Origin of the sequence: Streptomyces piniterrae (assembly GCF_005048155.1) — a bacterium.
In the GTDB taxonomy this organism is placed as follows: domain Bacteria; phylum Actinomycetota; class Actinomycetes; order Streptomycetales; family Streptomycetaceae; genus Streptomyces; species Streptomyces piniterrae.
Genome location: NZ_SUMB01000018.1, coordinates 22346 through 39741 on the forward strand (window position 1 = coordinate 22346; position 17396 = coordinate 39741).

A 17396-nucleotide genomic window follows, 5' to 3' on the forward strand; every position below is an offset into this window, starting at 1 on the left:
GCTCAGACCGTGATCAGGGCCTCCAGCGGAGCGCCCTTCAGACCAGACTCCAGCCGCTGCCGGCCGGCCAGGAAACCGAGCTCCAGCAGCACCGCGAGGCCCGCGACCTCGGCACCGGCACGCCGGATGAGCTGCAGCGACGCATCGGCGGTGCCGCCGGTGGCCAGCACGTCGTCGATCACCAGCACCCGGTCTCCCGGGGCCAGCGCATCGGCGTGCATCTCGATCTCGGCGGTGCCGTACTCCAGGTCGTACGCCTGCCCGAGCGTGGCGCCGGGCAGCTTGCCGGCCTTGCGCACCGGGACGAAGCCGATGCCGGCGCGGACCGCGACGGGGGCAGCGAGGATGAAGCCGCGCGCCTCCAGGCCCACCACCTTGTCCGCGCGATGGCGCGCGCACAGGTCGACGAACGCGTCGGTGAGCGCGCCGAAGGCGGTCGCGTCCGCCAGCAGCGGGGTGATGTCCTTGAACATCACGCCCGGCTGCGGGTAGTCCGGCACATCCGAGATCCGGCTGAGGAGCAGCTCGCGCAGCTCGGCGGGCGCGGTCATCGGCGCTTGCCCGACGGGCGGCCGCGGCCGCGGTTGCGGGCCCCGGGCTGGTGGCGCGGGCCCACGATCGCGGCGTCGTCGTCGCCCTCACCGGCCGCTTCGGCGCCGGCCGGGACCGCGTCCTGCGGCTCCTCCTGGCTCGCGCCCTTGGCGGCGGCCGCGGCGCGCTTCGCCCGTACCCGCTTGGCCAGGGCCTTCATCTGCGGCTCGCGCTCCTTGAAGTCGGCGACCAGCGGCGTCGCGATGAAGATCGAGGAGTACGCACCGGCGGCGAGACCGACGAACAGGGCGAGCGAGATGTCGTTGAGCATGCCCGCGCCCAGCACACCGCCACCGACGAACAGCAGGCCGGCGACCGGCAGCAGCGCCACGACCGTGGTGTTGATGGAACGCACCAGGGTGCTGTTGATGCTGCGGTTGGCGATCTCGCTGTAGGTGAAGCGGGTCTGCTTGGTGATGTCCTTGGAGGCTTCCTTCAGGCTGTCGAAGACGACGACCGTGTCATAGAGGGAGTAACCGAGGATGGTCAGCAGACCGATGACGGTGCCCGGGGTGACCTCGAAGCCGACCAGGGCGTAGATACCGACCGTGATCGTGAGGTCGTGGATCAGCGCGATCAGGGCGGCCAGCGCCATCCGCCACTCGAAGGCGATGGCCAGGTAGACCACCACGAGGGCCATGAAGATCCCCAGGCCCAGCCAGGCCTTGTTGGCGATCTCCTCACCCCAACTCGGGCCGACCAGCTGGGTGTTGACGTCCTCGAGCGGGAACTTCAGCTCCTTGGCGAGCTGTTCCTGGACCTGGACGGCCTGCTTGGTGTCCAGGCCGCCGATCTGGATGCGCAGCGCGCTGCCGCCGAGCTTCTGCACGACGGCCTGGTGGCCGCCGGACGCCGACTCGGCCATGTGCTCCGCCTGCGTCGCCGACACGGAGGTCTTCGGGGTGGTGAAGACCGCGCCGCCCTCGAACTCGATGCCGAAGTTCAGGCCGCGCACCGCCAGGCCGACGATGGCCGTGATGGTGATGAGGATCGAGATGCCGTACCAGATCTTGCGCTTGCCGATGAAGTCGTAGCCGACCTCGCCGCGGTAGAGCCGGGCACCGATGTTTCCGAGCTTGGACACCTCACGCCTCCTTCGTCTGGGTGGGGGCGCTGCGGCGTCGGCGCAGCGGCGGCTTGGCGCCCAGCCGCTTGGGGTCCAGGCCGGACCAGGAATGGCCCTCGTAGAAGAACTTCCGCCGGGCCAGCATCGTCATCAACGGCTTGGTGAAGAAGAAGACCACGACGACGTCCAGGACGGTGGTCAGGCCGAGCGTGAACGCGAAGCCCTTCACCTTGCCGACGGTGACGATGAACAGCACCGCGGCGGCCAGGAACGACACGAAGTCGGAGACCAGGATCGTCCGGCGGGCCCGCGGCCAGCCGCGCTCCACGGCCGGGCGCAGGGTGCGGCCCTCGCGGATCTCGTCCCGGATGCGCTCGAAGTAGACGATGAAGGAGTCGGCGGTGATACCGATGGCGACGATGGCGCCGCAGACCGCCGGGAGGTTCAGCGCGAACCCGATGGTCGGGCCGAGCAGCGTCATGATCGCGTAGGTCAGGATCGCCGAGACGCAGAGGCTCGCCAGCGCGACCAGCGCCAGCCCCCGGTAGTAGGCGACCAGGTAGATGACGACCAGCGCGAGGCCGATGGCGCCGGCCAGCAGGCCGGCGTGCAGCTGCTCGCCGCCGAGCGCCGCGGTGACCGTGGTCTCGTCGTCGATCTTGAAGGAGAGCGGCAGGGCGCCGTACGACAGCATGTTGCCCAGGTCCTCGGCGGACTGCTGGGTGAAGCCGCCGGAGATGGTGGCGCTGCCGCCGTTGAGGCGCTCGCGGACGCGCGGGTCGGAGACCACCGCGCCGTCCAGGACGATCGCGAACTGGTTCTGCGGCTCCACCTTGGTGGCGAGCTTGCCGGTGATGTCCGCGAACTTCTTCCCGCCCTCGGAGGTGAAGTCCATCTGGACGATCCAGCCCTGGCCCTGCTGGCTGTCGAAGACGGCCTTGGCGTCCTTGACGTCGGTGCCCTCGACGCCGAGGGGGCCGAGGACGTACTTCTGCCTGCCGTCGTCACCACAGGCCACGATCGGGTCGGACGGCTTGGCGCCGGCGGCCTGCTGACCGGCGGCGGCGCGGCCCTGCTTGGTGGTGCAGTCCAGCGCGGCGTACTGCTTCTGCAGCGCGGCCGGCACGCCCTCGGTGCCCGGAACCGGCGGCTGGGGCGTGGTGGGCTTGGACGGCGCGGAGGACGGGGTGGGCTTGGCGCTGGGCGCCTTCTTCAGGGAGTCCGTGACGGCGCGGCCCTGGGTCGTGGGGCTCGCCTCGGGCGTCGGCTTGGACTGGCCGCCCTTGCCCTTGGCTTCCTGGTCCGTGCCCGTCTTGCCCTTGCCGTTGGTGCCCTTGGAGGGGCTGGGGGAAGGCTCGGGGGTCTTGGCGCCCGCGGTGGTGGCCAGCACCGGGCGGAACCCGAGCTGGGCGGTGGTGCCGACCTGCGCTCGGGCCTGCTTCGCGTCCGTCCCCTTGGGGATGTTCACGACGATGTGGTTGTTGCCCTGCGTCTGGACCTCGGTCTCGGACACACCGAGACCGTTGACCCGCCGCTCCATGATGCCGGCGGCGGTGTTCATGTTGGTCTCGTTGATCGCGTTGGGCTTGCCCGGCTGGTTCTGGGCCGCCAGCGTGAAGCTGGTGCCGCCGGCCAGGTCGATGCCCAGCCGGGGGGTCAGATTGCCGGAGTAGAACATGCCTCCGACCAACGCCACCATCGCGACCAGGATCAGAACCAGGGCGCGCCCCGGATGCCCCTGACCGGCCGGCGCCCTGCGGCCCTTCTTCGGTGCTGCCACCTTCTCGTATCTCCCTGTCCAACCACTCGGCTTCGGGTGTGGGCCGAGCGGCCACGAAGTGTTGTGGGGACGTGCCCCCCGCCGGAGCCTAGACCGTCCCGGAACCGCGGTGCATTGCCCGTTGGGGCGCGCCGCGGTTCCGTTTTGGGCGGACTACTTCGCGTCGGCGCCGCCGGCCTTCTTCTCGTCCTTGGCGGCGTCGGCGTCGGTCTTGGCCTCGTCGGCCTTGGCGTCGTCGGCCTCGACGGCGTCCTTCGCGTCGGCGTCCTTCTTCTCGGCGTCCGCGTCGGCGGTCTTGTCGGCATCGGCCGGGGCCTCGGCCTTGCCCAGGTCGATCTTGTCGGCCTGGTCGCCCTTTTCGGCGGCCTCGCCGGCGACGGCGCCGGTCAGCGAGGAGGCGTCGTCGGGAACGACCGGCTCGTGGTGGACGCCCTCGGCGCCGTCCAGGATGCGGTTGTACTCCTCGTCCGCGAGCACCGCGCCGATGGCGTTCTTGGCGTAGATGGCGTGCACGCCGGGGGCGACCTCCAGGAGGACGGTGTCCTCGTGGATTTCCTTGACGGTGGCGTACATGCCGCCGATCGTCCGGACGCCGGTGCCGGCCTGCATTTCATCCCGCATCTGTGCGGCCGCCTGCTGCTTCTTCTTGGCGGACCGGGTCATCAGGAACATGGCCCCGATGAGGACGATGAAGGGGAGGAGAGTCACGATATTGGGCACGGGACGGAAATCCTTCGCACGACCGCTGAGGCGCGGTCTGATATACGGGGGTGGGTATGCCGACCCGGACGGACGGCATCGGCGGAGTCTAAGCGAGTCCCCACCGGTGGAACAACGCTCAGCATTGCACCGTAGTTCCTGGCCGGGCGAGTCTCCGCGCCGTCACGGCCCGAACAGGCCCTGCTGTCCGTTTCCTCCTGTTTGCTGCTGCGGCGGGACCAGCCCCATATGGGCCCACGCCGCGGGCGTCGCGATCCGCCCGCGCGGCGTACGGGCCAGCAGCCCCTCGCGCACCAGGAACGGCTCGGCGACCTCCTCGACCGTCTCGCGCTCCTCCCCCACCGCGACCGCGAGGGTGGAGAGTCCCACCGGGCCGCCGCCGAACAGCTTGAGCAGGGCGGTGAGCACCGCACGGTCCAGGCGGTCCAGGCCACGCCCGTCGACCTCGTAGACCGCCAGGGCCTGGGAGGCGGTCTCGCGGGTGATCACACCGTCGGCCTTGACCTGGGCGTAGTCGCGGACCCGGCGCAGCAGGCGGTTGGCGATACGGGGTGTGCCACGGGAGCGGCCGGCGATCTCGGCGGCGCCCTCGGTTTCTATGTCGACGTCCAGCAGGCCGGCCGAGCGGTGGATGACCCGCTCCAGCTCGGCGGGCGCGTAGAACTCCATATGGCCGGTGAAGCCGAAGCGGTCGCGCAGCGGGGGCGGCAGCAGCCCGGCCCGGGTGGTGGCGCCGACCAGGGTGAACGGCGGGAGTTCGAGCGGGATGGCGGTGGCGCCCGGCCCCTTCCCCACGATGACGTCCACCCGGAAGTCCTCCATCGCCATGTAGAGCATTTCCTCGGCGGGCCGCGACATCCGATGGATTTCGTCCAGGAAGAGGACCTCGCCCTCCTGGAGGGAGGAGAGGATCGCGGCGAGGTCGCCGGCGTGCTGGATGGCGGGGCCCGAGGTGATGCGGATCGGGGCGCCCATCTCGGCGGCGATGATCATCGACAGGGTGGTCTTGCCGAGGCCGGGCGCCCCGGAGAGCAGGACATGGTCGGCGGTGGCGCCCCGGGCGCGGGCCGCCCGCAGCACCAGGTCGAGTTGCTCGCGCACCCGCTCCTGGCCGACGAACTCCTCCAGGTCCTTGGGCCGCAGGGCGGCCTCGACGGCGGAGTCCTCACCGTCGGCGTCGGCCCCGACGAGCCGGTCCTGCGCGCCCATGGCGGTGTCGTCTGCGGTGTTCTCGGCGGCGGACGGTGCGGTGTCGTCCCAGTTCACTGCGGAATGCCTCGCGGGGTCGGGGCGGCCGGGCCGCCTGCGTCGTCGTACGGTCGGGGGCGCGCGGCCACGGTGGCGGTCATCGCGCCCTGTTCAGGGTGCGCAGCGCGGCCTTGAGGAGCTGCGGCACCTGCGGCTGCCCGCCGTCGGCGGCCGCCGCCTCGGCCTGCGGGGCGACCGCGTCGAGCGCCTCGTCCGCCTCCCGGGTGGCATAGCCGAGGCCGATCAGCGCGGCGTGCAGCTGGTCGCGCCAGCCGGCGGTGACGGCGCTGCCGATGCCCGCGCCGCTGGTGCCGATCGGCGCGCCGAGGCGGTCCTTGAGTTCGAGGAGGAGCTTCTGCGCTCCCTTCTTTCCGATGCCAGGCACGGCGGTGAGGGTCTTCTCGTCGCCGTTGGCGACGGCGAGGCGCAGGGTGTCCGGGGAGTGCACGGCGAGCATGGCCTGGGCGAGCCGTGGGCCGACGCCGCTGGCGGTCTGCAGCAGCTCGAAGGTCTGCCGCTCGTCGTCGTCGGCGAAGCCGTAGAGGGTGAGCGAGTCCTCGCGGACGACGAGGGAGGTGGCGAGCTTGGCCTGCTGTCCGATGCGCAGTCCGGACAGGGTGTTCGGTGTGCACTGGACGGCCATGCCGACGCCACCGACCTCGACGACGGCGGTGTCCGGTGCGAGGGCCGCGACCGGGCCGGAGACGAAGGCGATCATCGGGTGCCCTTCTGGGGTGTGCCGCGGCGGATGCCGGAGGCGCGTACGGGAGCGGCGCGGCGGGCCGCGGCGTGTGCCTCCTGGAGGCGGTTGACCGCGGGGGCGCGCCAGATGTGGCAGATGGCGAGCGCGAGGGCGTCGGCCGCGTCGGCGGGTTTGGGGGGCGCGTCGAGCCGCAGCAGCCGGGTGACCATCGCGCCGACCTGGGCCTTGTCGGCCCGGCCCGATCCCGTCACGGCGGCCTTGACCTCGCTGGGGGTGTGCAGCGCGACCGGCAGTCCGCGGCGGGCGGCGCACAGCATGGCGACCGCGCTGGCCTGGGCGGTGCCCATGACCGTACGGACGTTGTGCTGGCTGAACACCCGCTCCACGGCGACGAATTCGGGCCGGTGCGTGTCGAGCCACTCCTCTATGCCGCGCTCGATGAGGACGAGCCGGTCGGCGATGTCGGCGTCGGCGGGCGTCCGCACCACGCCGACCCCGACCATCGTCAACGGCCGTCCGGCCACCCCCTCGACCACGCCGACGCCGCAGCGCGTCAACCCCGGGTCCACCCCGAGCACCTTCACGGTGCCCTCCCCTCATGCCGTACGTTGCCGTGCCTGCCGCGGCCGGAGGGCCGCCGGCCGGCGTACCGTTTCCGCCGGCCTTTCCCCCACGGGGGGCGCGAGGTCCCCTGCTCAGCACAGTATCGGGTGGCACTGACAACGCGGCCGGCAACGCGGACGGGCCGACGGGGGCGTGTCCTGCCCCGTCGGCCCGTAGCGTCAGCCGTGTTCTCGTCAGGCGTGCTTCGCGTCAGCCGTGTCGGCTCGCGTCAGGCGTCGACCTTGGCCATGACGTCGTCCGAGACGTCGAAGTTGGCGAAGACGTTCTGCACGTCGTCGCTGTCCTCCAGCGCGTCGATCAGCTTGAAGATCTTGCGCGCGCCCTCTTCCTCCAGCTCGACCTGCATGGTCGGGACGAAGTTGGCGTCGGCCGAGTCGTAGTCGATGCCGGACTCCTGGAGCGCGGTGCGGACCGCGACCAGGTCGGTGGCCTCGCTGAGCACCTCGAAGGACTCGCCGAGGTCGTTGACCTCTTCGGCGCCGGCGTCCAGGACCGCGCCCAGGACGTCGTCCTCGGTCAGCTCGCCCTTGGGGACGATCACCACGCCCTTGCGGTTGAACAGGTAGGACACCGAGCCCGGGTCGGCCATCGAACCGCCGTTGCGGGTCATCGCCACGCGGACGTCCGAGGCGGCACGGTTGCGGTTGTCGGTCAGGCACTCGATGAGCACCGCGACACCGTTGGGGCCGTACCCCTCGTACATGATGGTTTCGTAGTCGGCGCCGCCGGCCTCAAGTCCCGCACCGCGCTTGACCGCGGAGTCGATGTTCTTGTTGGGCACCGAACTCTTCTTGGCCTTCTGAATGGCGTCGAAGAGCGTCGGGTTGCCGTCCGGGTCGGCGCCGCCGGTACGGGCCGCGACCTCGATGTTCTTGATCAGCTTCGCGAAGAGCTTGCCGCGCTTGGCATCGATCACGGCCTTCTTGTGCTTCGTCGTAGCCCATTTAGAGTGGCCGGACATCCGCCTGTCTCCTTCGCGTAACCAATTGAGAAACGAACGTCTGTGATCCTACCGGGATCACGTCACCCGACCGCACGCACCATGTCGACGAAGAACGCATGGATCCGGTGGTCGCCGGTGAGCTCCGGGTGGAAGGACGTGGCGAGGACGTTACCCTGCCGGACCGCCACCGTGTGCCCGCCGTACGTCGCCAGGACATCCACCGTGGCACCGACCGATTCGACCCACGGCGCCCGGATGAAGACGCCCTCGACGGGGCCGCCCGGGATGCCGGCGACCTCGACCGACGCCTCGAAGGATTCGTTCTGACGTCCGAAGGCGTTCCGGCGGACGATCATGTCGATGCCGCCGAGCGTCTCCTGGTCCTCGCGGGCGTCCAGCAGCTTGTCCGCGACCATGATCATGCCGGCGCAGGTGCCGTAGACCGGCTTGCCCGCGCGGACGAAGGCGCGCAGCGGCTCCAGCATGTCGAAGACGACCGCCAGTTTGGACATGGTGGTGGACTCGCCGCCCGGTATGACCAGGCCGTCGAGGTCTTCCAGTTCCTCGGGGCGGCGTACCGGCCGGGCCAGGGCGTCCGCCTCGGCGAGCGCCGTGAGGTGCTCGCGGACGTCGCCCTGGAGAGCCAGCACGCCGATGGTGGGGGTGCTCATCTGGGTCTTACGTCCTTACCAGCCGCGGTTGGCGTAGCGCTCGGCTTCGGGGAGGGTGTCGCAGTTGATGCCGACCATGGCCTCGCCGAGGTTGCGCGAGACGTCCGCGATGACCTTCGGGTCGTCGTAGAAGGTGGTGGCCTTCACGATCGCGGCGGCGCGCTTGGCCGGGTCGCCGGACTTGAAGATGCCGGAGCCGACGAACACGCCCTCGGCGCCGAGCTGGCGCATCAGCGCGGCGTCGGCCGGGGTGGCGACACCGCCGGCGGAGAACAGCACGACCGGCAGCTTGCCGAGCTCGGCGACCTCCTTGACCAGCTCGTACGGGGCGCGCAGCTCCTTGGCGGCGGCGAACAGCTCGTTGTTGTCGTAGCCGCGCAGGCGGGCGATCTCGCCCTTGATCTGGCGCAGGTGGCGGACCGCCTCGACGACGTTGCCGGTGCCGGCCTCGCCCTTCGAGCGGATCATGGCCGCGCCCTCGGCGATACGGCGCAGCGCCTCGCCCAGGTTGGTGGCACCACAGACGAAGGGGGTGGTGAAGGCCCACTTGTCGGAGTGGTTGACCTCGTCGGCCGGGGTGAGGACCTCGGACTCGTCGATGTAGTCGACGCCGAGCGACTGGAGGACCTGGGCCTCGACGAAGTGGCCGATGCGGGACTTGGCCATGACCGGGATGGACACGGCGTTGATGATGCCGTCGATCATGTCGGGGTCGGACATACGGGCCACGCCGCCGTCCTTGCGGATGTCCGCCGGGACCCGCTCGAGGGCCATGACGGCGACGGCGCCCGCGTCCTCGGCGATCTTCGCCTCTTCCGGCGTGACGACGTCCATGATCACGCCGCCCTTGAGCTGCTCGGCCATACCGCGCTTGACGCGCGCGGTTCCGGTCTCGGGGTGCTGGGGCGTGGTGGGCGTGCTGGACACGGTTGACCTCACTCAGTGCGGGTGCTGGGCTTCGCCGCCCACACAACCGTTTGTGAGGGGCGCTCGAAAAGGGCCAATTAGAGGTCGGTGGCTCGTTGCGGGCGGTCGGCGGCCCCTCGGGAGGGGCGGTCGGCGGTTTACGGGCGCGCCTCCGGGGCGTCCACCGTCAGTTGCCGGCCGAGCGGTCGTCCAGGATGGCCGGGGGCTCGTCGTCCATCTCGAAGGCCAGCGGGAACGGCGCGTGGCCGGCGAGCCTGAGGTAGCGCACCAGCCGGTGCCGGCGGACGGCGCGCGCGGCCCGTACGGAGTCGTTGTGGAAGCGGCGCGCCATCGGGACGCGGCGGACCGCGGCGGTGAGCTCGGCGACCGTCTGTTCTCCGCCGGGGGCCTCCCGTACGGCCTCCAGCTGTGCCTCCTCCGCGAAGATCGCGCGCAGTGCCTGGCTGAGCTCGCTCTCGGCGACCTCGCGGTGGTCCTCCTCGGCCTGCCGGGCCTCGTGCGCGGCCTGGTAGAGGACGATCGAGGCGGCGGGGTCGAGGACGCCCGAGGTGCCGACCTCCTGTGCGACGGAGGCGCGCCGCAGGAGCTGGGCGTCGAGGGCGGCCCGCGCTGCGTCGATGCGCGTGTGCAGGCGGTCCAGACGGCCGGCGGTCCAGCTGAGGTAGACGCCGACGAGGATGATGGCGGCGGCGATCCAGATGAAGGTGGTCACGGGGCGTCACCTTACGCTGCGCTGGGCTGGGCCGATGGGGGTGACCGTCCGGTACCGGTGTCGCTCGGTTTCGCCTGCGGCGGGGTCGATCGGTGCGCTCGTACGTCGCCGGGTGCGGCGCCGTCTGGCTGTGTTTCCGCCTGCGGCGGGCTGTCGGGTGCGTTGCGGGCCGCCGGACTTCGTCCCGCGGCCCGGCCCTCCCGTTGGGGGTGGTGAAAAGGCGGGTGGGTGGGGCTCGGGTCCGCGGATCGGCGTCGGTGCGTCGTGGGTCAGTCGCGGGCCAGCCATCTGCGGGCCCGTTGGCCCACGCGTTCGTCGGTGGCGACGGAGGCTGCGCCGGCGGTGACGGTTTCGTAGACGGCGAGGATGTCGGAGCCCACGGTCGCCCAGTCGAAGCGGCGTACGTGTTTGCTGCCGCGTTCGCGGAGTTCGGTGAGGCGCTTGGGGTTGTCGAGAAGGTCGACGGCGGCGGTGGCCAGGGCGTCGGCGTTCTCGTTGGCGAAGAGTTCGCCGGCCTCGCCCTGGTCGAGGACCTGCGCGAACGCGTCGAGGTCGCTGGCGAGGACGGGTGCGCCGGCCGACATGGCCTCGACGAGGATGATGCCGAAGGATTCGCCGCCGGTGTTGGGGGCGACGTACAGGTCGACGCTGCGGAGCAGGCGGGCCTTGTCCTCGTCGGTGACCATGCCGAGGAATTCGACGCGGGAGCGGAGGCCGGCGGGCAGGGCCGCGACGGCCTCTTCCTCGTCGCCGCGGCCGGCGACGAGGAGCCGTGCGTCCGGGACCTCGGCGAGGATCTTCGGCAGCGCCTTCATCAGGACGGGCAGGCCCTTGCGGGGCTCGTCGATGCGGCCGATGAAGCCGATGGTCCTGCCCTGCCACTCGGGCTTGGGTTCCGCGCCGGCGAAGAAGTCGACGTCGACGCCGTTGGGGATGACGACCGCGTCGCCGCCGAGGTGTTCGACGAGGGTGCGGCGGGCGTACTCGCTGACCGCGATGCGGGCGCTGATCTTCTCCAGGGCGGGCTGGAGGATCGGATAGGCCGCGATCATGGCGCGGGAGCGCGGGTTGGACGTGTGGAAGGTCGCCACGATGGGGCCCTGGGCCGCCCAGCAGGAGAGCAGGCCGAGGGAGGGCGAGGCCGGTTCGTGGATGTGGATGACGTCGAAGGCGCCGTTCTGGAGCCAGCGGCGTACCCGGGCGGCGGAGAGGAAGCCGAAGTTGAGGCGGGCGACGGAGCCGTTGTAGGGGACGGGTACGGCGCGGCCGGCGGAGACGACGTAGGGCGGGAGGGGGGTTTCGTCGTCGGCCGGGGCCAGTACGGAGACCTCGTGGCCCAGCCGGATGAGGTGCTCGGCCAGGTCGCGGATGTGGAACTGGACGCCGCCGGGGACGTCCCAGGCGTAGGGGCAGACGATGCCGATCCTCATGCGGTGGCCCCCGCTTCCGGGCCGGTGGCGGTGGAGCGGGGCTCCAGGTCGGCGAGCCACAGGCGCTGGAGCATGTGCCAGTCCTCGGGGTGGTCGGCGATGCCGGAGGCGAAGGCGTCGGCGAGTGCCTGGGTCATCGCGGCGGCCTTCTCGTTGCGGGTACCGGTCTCGGGCGGTTCGATCTCCGGGTGGACGCGGCCTCGCATGATGGGGCCGTCGTCGTACCAGAGGGTGACGGGCAGCAGCATGGCGCCGGTCTGCAGGGCGAGTATCGCGGGTCCCGCGGGCATCTTCGTCGCCTCGCCGAAGAACTTGACCTCGATGCCGGAGGCGGACAGGTCGCGGTCGGCGACCAGGCAGACCAGCCCGCCGGCGCGCAGCCGCCGGGCGAGGGTGCCGAAGGCGGCGCCGCCGGTGTGCGGCAGCACCTCCATGCCCAGGCCCTCGCGGTAGGCGACGAACCGGTCGTAGAGGGTTTCCGGCTTGAGGCGTTCGGCGACGGTGGCGAAGGGGGTGTTGAGCTTGGTGGTGACCCAGACGCCCGCGAGGTCGTAGTTGCCCATGTGGGGCAGGGCGAGGATGACGCCGCGGTCACTGGCCAGGCCGTCGGTCAGGTGGTGCACGTCTTCGGGTGCGAAGCCGTTCCTTATGCGGTCCTTGCTCCAGGCCGGCAGGCGGAAGGACTCCATCCAGTAGCGCATGTAGGAGCGCATTCCGGCCCGGGAGAGCTCGGCCAGGCGCTGCGGGGTGGCGTCCGGGACGACCCGGGCGAGGTTGGACTCCAGGCGGCGGATGCCCTTGCCGCGGCGCTTCCAGGCCGTGTCGGCGATGCGCCGGCCGAGGCGTACGGCGACGCCTTCGGGCAGCTTTTTCACGGTGGCCCAGCCGAGGCCGTAGAGCGCGTCGGTGAGCTTGTCCGTGTCGATCAGGCCGTTCTTGCGGCTCATGCGCCGTTCCCCCCTTGGGCGATGGCGTCGGCCTCGGCCGACTCGCGGCGCACTGTCACGACGCGCTGGCCGAGGGTGACGGCGCTGCCGATGGCGACGACCCACAGGGCGATCGGCAGCAGGACGTGGATGCCGGGGACCCCGAAGGCGGCAAGTCCGGAGAAGCCGCAGGCGACCAGCGTGATCACCAGCCGTTCGGCGCGCTCGACCAGGCCGTTGACGTCCACCGGCAGCCCGATGGCCTCGCCGCGCGCCTTGGTGTACGAGACGACCTGGCCGCTGGCGAGGCAGAAGATCGCGATCGCGCAGAGTGTCAGGCTGTCGCCGCGGCCGGCGTACCAGAGGGCCAGCCCGCCGAAGATCGCCGAGTCGGCGACCCGGTCGAGGGTGGAGTCGAGGAAGGCGCCCCAGCGGCTGGAGCGGCCGAGCTGGCGTGCCATGTTGCCGTCGACCAGGTCGGAGAAGACGAACAGGGTGATGACGACCGTGCCCCAGAAGAACTCGCCCAGCGGGTAGAAGATCAGGGCGCCGGCCACGACGCCGCTGGTCCCGACGACGGTGACCGCGTCCGGGCTGACCCCGATACGGATGAGCAGGGCGGCGAACGGCGTGAGAACACGCGTGAAGAACGCACGCGCGTACTTGTTCAGCATGGCCTTCCCGAAGGGTCGATATGGGCCGTGCGGTCAAGGGGCCACCGGCTGGCCCATCGTAGCCAGGCGGCCACGGGGCACCGCGAAGGCATCGCGGCGCGAGGTGCATCCCGGCGGCTCGGCGGATTCGGCGCGCGCCGCCGGGCGCTCCGGAGGGCTTCCGAGGCGGCCACGGGGCGGCCGGACGGGGCGGGACCGCCGAGATGATCACGGCTCGTCCCTTGTGTCATGTATGGACGCATCATGACCTCGGTGGAAAGCTCGAATCACCGCAAAGTGTCGACCTGGAGGCGAGACACATGAGCGACAAGACGAGTACACACCCGGGAGCCGCCGGAAGGGCGTCGGCGGCCGACCGGCCCACCGCTCTGCGGAATGTGGTGCTGGTCGGCCACAGCGGATCGGGAAAGACCACTCTGGTCGAGGCGCTCGCGCTGGCGTCCGGCGCGGTCAACCGGGCGGGCCGGGTCGAGGAGGGCGGCTGTCTGTCCGACTACGACGAGATCGAGCACCGCCAGCAGCGCTCCGTACAGCTCTCCCTGGTCCCGGTCGACTGGGGCGGCATCAAAATCAATTTGCTGGACACCCCCGGCTATGCCGATTTCGTCGGGGAGCTGAGGGCCGGTCTGCGCGCTGCGGACGCGGCCCTTTTCGTTGTCTCGGCGTCGGACGGGGTGGCCGGCGCGACCCGAATGGTCTGGGACGAGTGCGCGGCGGTCGGGATGCCGCGTGCGCTGGTCATCACCCATCTGGAGGCATCCCGCGCCGACTTCGACGAGATCACCGAGGTGAGCCGCAGCACCTTCGGTGGCGAGAACCCGGATGCCGTGCTCCCCCTGTATCTGCCGCTGTACGGCACGCCGGGCGCCGACGGCCACGCCCCCGTGCACGGCCTGATCGGTCTGCTGTCCCAGCGGGTCTTCGACTACTCCTCCGGCGAGCGCACCGAGCGCGCGCCGACGGCGGACGAGCTGCCGATGATCGAGCAGGCCCGTAACCGGCTCATCGAGGGGATCATCGCCGAGAGCGAGGACGAGTCCCTGATGGACCGCTACCTCGGCGGGGAGGACATCGACGTCAAGACGCTGATCGGCGACTTGGAGACGGCGGTCGCCCGGGGCACCTTCCACCCGGTGCTGGCGGCCGCGCCGGCCGTCGACGGCTCCAAGCAGGGGCTGGGCACCGTCGAGCTGCTGGAGCTGATCACGGGCGGTTTCCCGACCCCGGCGGAGCGCGAGGCGCCGGCCGTGACCGGCACCGACGGCGGCCCGCGGGAGTCGCTGACCTGCGATCCGGACGGTCCGCTGGCGGCCGAGGTGGTCAAGACGTCCTCGGACCCGTACGTCGGCCGGATCTCACTGGTCCGGGTCTTCTCCGGCACCCTGCGCCCGGACGAGACGGTGCATGTGTCGGGCCACGGGCTGGAGGACCGCGGGCACGAGGACCATGACGTCGACGAGCGGGTCGGCGCGCTGTCCGCGCCGTTCGGCAAGCAGCAGCGCCCGCTGTCGCAGGCGATCGCCGGTGATCTGGCGTGTGTGGCGAAGCTGTCCCGCGCGGAGACCGGCGACACGCTTTCGGCCAAGGACGCTCCGCTGCTGATGGAGCCGTGGACGATGCCGGATCCGCTGCTTCCGGTCGCCATCCAGGCGCACAGCAAACCCGACGAGGACAAGCTCTCGCAGGGCCTGGCCCGCCTGGTGGCCGAGGACCCGACCATGCGCCTCGAACACAATCAGGACACCCATCAGGTGGTGCTGTGGTGCATGGGCGAGGCGCATGTCGATGTGGCGCTGGAGCGGCTGCGGAGCCGGTACGGCGTGCAGGTGGACACCGTCCCGCACAAGGTGGCCCTCAGGGAGACCTTCGGCGAGCCCGCCGCGGCACGCGGGCGCCATGTCAAACAGTCCGGTGGCCACGGCCAGTTCGCGATCTGTGAGATCGAGGTGGAGCCGCTGCCCGGCGGGTCCGGCATCGAGTTCGTGGACAAGGTCGTGGGCGGCGCGGTGCCCCGGCAGTTCATCCCGTCCGTGGAGAAGGGGGTACGCGCCCAGGCCGCGCGCGGCGTCGCCGTCGGGCATCCGCTCGTCGACATCCGCGTCACGCTGCTCGACGGCAAGGCGCACTCCGTCGACTCCTCGGACGCCGCGTTCCAGACGGCGGGCGCGCTGGCGCTGCGCGAGGCCGCCGGCGGCGTCCGGATCGATCTGCTGGAACCGGTGGCCGTGGTGAGTGTGCTGGTTCCGGACGAGTTCGTCGGCCCGGTGATGAGCGATCTGTCGGGTCGCCGCGGCCGGGTGGTGGGCACCGAGCAGTCGGGGGCGGGCCGCACACTCGTACGCGCCGAGGTGCCGGAGATCGAAATCGGCCGGTATGCGGTCGATCTGCGGTCCCTCTCGCACGGTACCGGCCGCTTCCACCGCGTTTATCTGCGGCATGAGCCGATGCCGCCGCAGGTCGCCGCGAAATACCGGGAAGAGGCCGAACGCGGCGCATAGTTAACGGTGAATCAGCCGTCGTCCGGCTCAACTCCCTTGGGCTGGACGGCGGCTGTACGCTGAGTGAGATCACAGGCTCGGTGAGTGTGCCGTGGGCGGTAGTCGGGAAAGAGCCGCATCATCGGATGCGTGCGGTGATGGGGGCGGTAGTGGCAGACGGCTTTGACTTCAGCCCGGGAGCGCAGGTGCCGCTCTCGGGGGGCGCGGGAGAGACCGCGGCGACCCAGGCACTGGCCTCGGCCGCCTACCGGGACAGCCCGCTCTCCGACATCACGAAGGCCGACTCCGACTCCGGCAAGTCCACCGTCAAGAAGCCGAAGCTGTCGCTGTTCGCGCCCAATCTCGGCGAGGCGTTCGCGCGCGCCGTGCAGGAGCGGATGCTCGGCGGCGGGCGCGCCGCGCTCATCCAGTCCTTCGGGATCGAGCCGCAGACCATCGTCGAGCACTGTCTGTCCGCCAGCCGGCTCCGTAAGCAGCGGGACACCAAGCTGACGCTGGTGATGGTGCTGTTCGGGCTGCTGTTCCTGCCGGGTGTGCTGCTGTGGCTGGGCGTCTTCCAACTCCGCAAGATGCTCTCCAAGGACGGCGAGGGCAAGGGCGTCTCGCTGCTCGGCGGGGCGCTGCTGACGGTGCTGGCGGGCGTCGCCCTGTTCTTCATGATCAAGCTGCCGGTCGCCGGGTTCTGGCCGCTGTACGCGCGCGCCATGGTCGTCGCCCCGGTGGTCGGCTGGTGGTGGGCCAAGCAGATCTGCGAGACGGCCGCCGTGACCATGCGGGAGGCCTGGAAGGGCCTGCTCGAGGGCGGCGGCGTGGCCGCGAAGATCCCCGAGGCGGTGCCGCAGGACCCGAACCAGGTCGCCGCCGAGACCCTCCGGCAGAATCTCGCCAAAGTCTCCGCCGAGCAGCGCAGCAACGTCGTCTTCTACGCCGGCCCCAAGGGGATACTCGGCATGGGCACGCGTTGGGGCAGCTGGCAGCTCGCCGAGGAGCTGCGGCCCGCGCAGGAGGGCGCCGAGATCCATCCGTTCCGCAGCTGGGACGTCATCCGGGTGATCCACGACCGGCTGCGCATGCTGGAGCGCTCGCCGCTGCACACCGGCGGCTTTCCGACGCCGTCGGTGCGCCACTGGATCGTCTCGCCGGTCGGTGAGAACGCCGCGGCGGTCTCCCGGCCGGACGGTACGGACAGCGACGCGTACCAGATCCGCGGTCACGAGATAGAGCGCATCTGCAACGAGCAGCAGTTCGGCGCCGGCAACCGCCACTATCTGGGCGTCCAGTTCGTCCTCTGGGACGGCCAGCTGGTGATCACCCTGATGATCACCGTCACGGTGCTGCACGAGACGCTGCGCATCGAGGTCACCGGCCATGCGCTCGGCCCGGTGCACTCTTTCTTCTCGACGAAGCCGGAGCCGAAGACCAAGGAGGTCGCCAAGACCGTCAGGTTCTGGGAGACGAGGAAGGTGACCCTCCCTCTCATCGAGCCCTCGGAGGTCGTCCGCCTCGCCGCCCGCGCCCCGCTGACGTGGTTCCCGCCGGTTCTCGACTTCCTCGGCGGGAAGCTCACCCTCCCGGAGCCGTTCGGGCTGCGCCATGTCTGGGCCGCCAAGCCGTGGCGCCACCGCTTCATGGCCGACGACGCACTGCGCGCCGCGACCCCGGTCCTGCGTACGGTCCACGCCGCCGCCATGAGCGTCCTCAAGGAGAACGGCGTGGACACCGAGCGCTTCGACAACCGCTCGCTGGTGCTCAGCGGCATGATCCAGGGCGCGGAGCCGCACAAGGTCGACGAGTACAACGCGTAGGGGCCGCAGCGGCTGCAGCGGCTTCGGCTGGTGCAGCGGCTTCGGCGGCTTTGGCGGCTTTGGCGGCTGTCGCCGAGG

At 71.0% G+C, this 17396-nt stretch carries 16 protein-coding genes; 2 read left to right on the plus strand and 14 right to left on the minus strand.

Annotation, left to right across the window (positions count from 1 at the left end):
* Positions 1-2: 2 nt before the first annotated feature.
* The 14 genes from FCH28_RS35685 to pgsA all read right to left on the minus strand — a co-directional run bounded on the left by FCH28_RS35685 (position 3) and on the right by pgsA (position 13015).
* On the minus strand, positions 3-551 hold the full coding sequence (locus FCH28_RS35685) for an adenine phosphoribosyltransferase (protein ID WP_136744576.1): 549 nt from the start codon (positions 549-551) through the stop codon (positions 3-5).
* Positions 548-1675, minus strand: coding sequence for a protein translocase subunit SecF (gene secF / locus FCH28_RS35690; protein WP_136744577.1), 1128 nt, complete (start codon positions 1673-1675; stop codon positions 548-550). Before secF ends, FCH28_RS35685 begins: the two co-directional genes overlap by 4 nt.
* A 1-nt stretch (position 1676) precedes the next feature.
* Positions 1677-3437 (minus strand): protein translocase subunit SecD, encoded by a 1761-nt coding sequence (secD, locus tag FCH28_RS35695; RefSeq protein WP_136744578.1) that lies wholly within the window; start codon positions 3435-3437, stop codon positions 1677-1679.
* 153 nt (positions 3438-3590) lie between these two features.
* The gene (yajC, locus tag FCH28_RS35700; protein ID WP_246103492.1) at positions 3591-4109 is read right to left on the minus strand and encodes a preprotein translocase subunit YajC; all 519 of its coding nucleotides are present in this window, start codon (positions 4107-4109) and stop codon (positions 3591-3593) included.
* Between the two features lie 210 nt (positions 4110-4319).
* On the minus strand, positions 4320-5423 hold the full coding sequence (gene ruvB / locus FCH28_RS35705) for a Holliday junction branch migration DNA helicase RuvB (protein ID WP_136744580.1): 1104 nt from the start codon (positions 5421-5423) through the stop codon (positions 4320-4322).
* A gap of 79 nt (positions 5424-5502) precedes the next feature.
* On the minus strand, positions 5503-6123 hold the full coding sequence (gene ruvA / locus FCH28_RS35710) for a Holliday junction branch migration protein RuvA (protein WP_136744581.1): 621 nt from the start codon (positions 6121-6123) through the stop codon (positions 5503-5505).
* Positions 6120-6692 carry a crossover junction endodeoxyribonuclease RuvC gene (gene ruvC / locus FCH28_RS35715; protein WP_136744582.1) on the minus strand — a complete coding sequence of 191 codons (573 nt, stop codon included), beginning with the start codon at positions 6690-6692 and terminating at the stop codon, positions 6120-6122. The genes ruvA and ruvC overlap by 4 nt, the downstream gene beginning before the upstream one ends.
* 248 nt (positions 6693-6940) lie before the next feature.
* Positions 6941-7693: a YebC/PmpR family DNA-binding transcriptional regulator gene (locus FCH28_RS35720; RefSeq protein WP_136744583.1), complete on the minus strand. Its 753-nt coding sequence runs from the start codon at positions 7691-7693 to the stop codon at positions 6941-6943.
* 62 nt (positions 7694-7755) lie between these two features.
* Complete coding sequence (gene pdxT / locus FCH28_RS35725; RefSeq protein ID WP_136744584.1) at positions 7756-8346, minus strand: pyridoxal 5'-phosphate synthase glutaminase subunit PdxT; 591 nt, start codon at positions 8344-8346, stop codon at positions 7756-7758.
* A gap of 15 nt (positions 8347-8361) precedes the next feature.
* Positions 8362-9273, minus strand: coding sequence for a pyridoxal 5'-phosphate synthase lyase subunit PdxS (pdxS, locus tag FCH28_RS35730; RefSeq protein WP_136744585.1), 912 nt, complete (start codon positions 9271-9273; stop codon positions 8362-8364).
* Positions 9274-9439: 166 nt separating this feature from the next.
* Entirely contained in the window at positions 9440-9985 is a 546-nt protein-coding gene (locus FCH28_RS35735; protein ID WP_136744586.1) for a LemA family protein, read from the minus strand.
* 269 nt (positions 9986-10254) lie between these two features.
* A complete protein-coding gene (locus tag FCH28_RS35740) occupies positions 10255-11415 on the minus strand; it encodes a glycosyltransferase family 4 protein (protein WP_136744587.1) in 1161 nt (386 codons plus the stop codon).
* Complete coding sequence (locus FCH28_RS35745) at positions 11412-12362, minus strand: phosphatidylinositol mannoside acyltransferase (protein ID WP_136744588.1); 951 nt, start codon at positions 12360-12362, stop codon at positions 11412-11414. Before FCH28_RS35745 ends, FCH28_RS35740 begins: the two co-directional genes overlap by 4 nt.
* The gene (pgsA, locus tag FCH28_RS35750) at positions 12359-13015 is read right to left on the minus strand and encodes a phosphatidylinositol phosphate synthase (protein WP_136744589.1); all 657 of its coding nucleotides are present in this window, start codon (positions 13013-13015) and stop codon (positions 12359-12361) included. The genes FCH28_RS35745 and pgsA overlap by 4 nt, the downstream gene beginning before the upstream one ends.
* A gap of 299 nt (positions 13016-13314) precedes the next feature.
* Here pgsA and FCH28_RS35755 point away from each other — a divergent pair, with 299 nt between their 5' ends.
* Both FCH28_RS35755 and FCH28_RS35760 read left to right on the plus strand, forming a co-directional pair.
* The gene (locus tag FCH28_RS35755; protein WP_136744590.1) at positions 13315-15513 is read left to right on the plus strand and encodes an elongation factor G-like protein EF-G2; all 2199 of its coding nucleotides are present in this window, start codon (positions 13315-13317) and stop codon (positions 15511-15513) included.
* Between the two features lie 125 nt (positions 15514-15638).
* Positions 15639-17318: a hypothetical protein gene (locus FCH28_RS35760; protein ID WP_187364005.1), complete on the plus strand. Its 1680-nt coding sequence runs from the start codon at positions 15639-15641 to the stop codon at positions 17316-17318.
* Positions 17319-17396 lie beyond the last annotated feature (78 nt).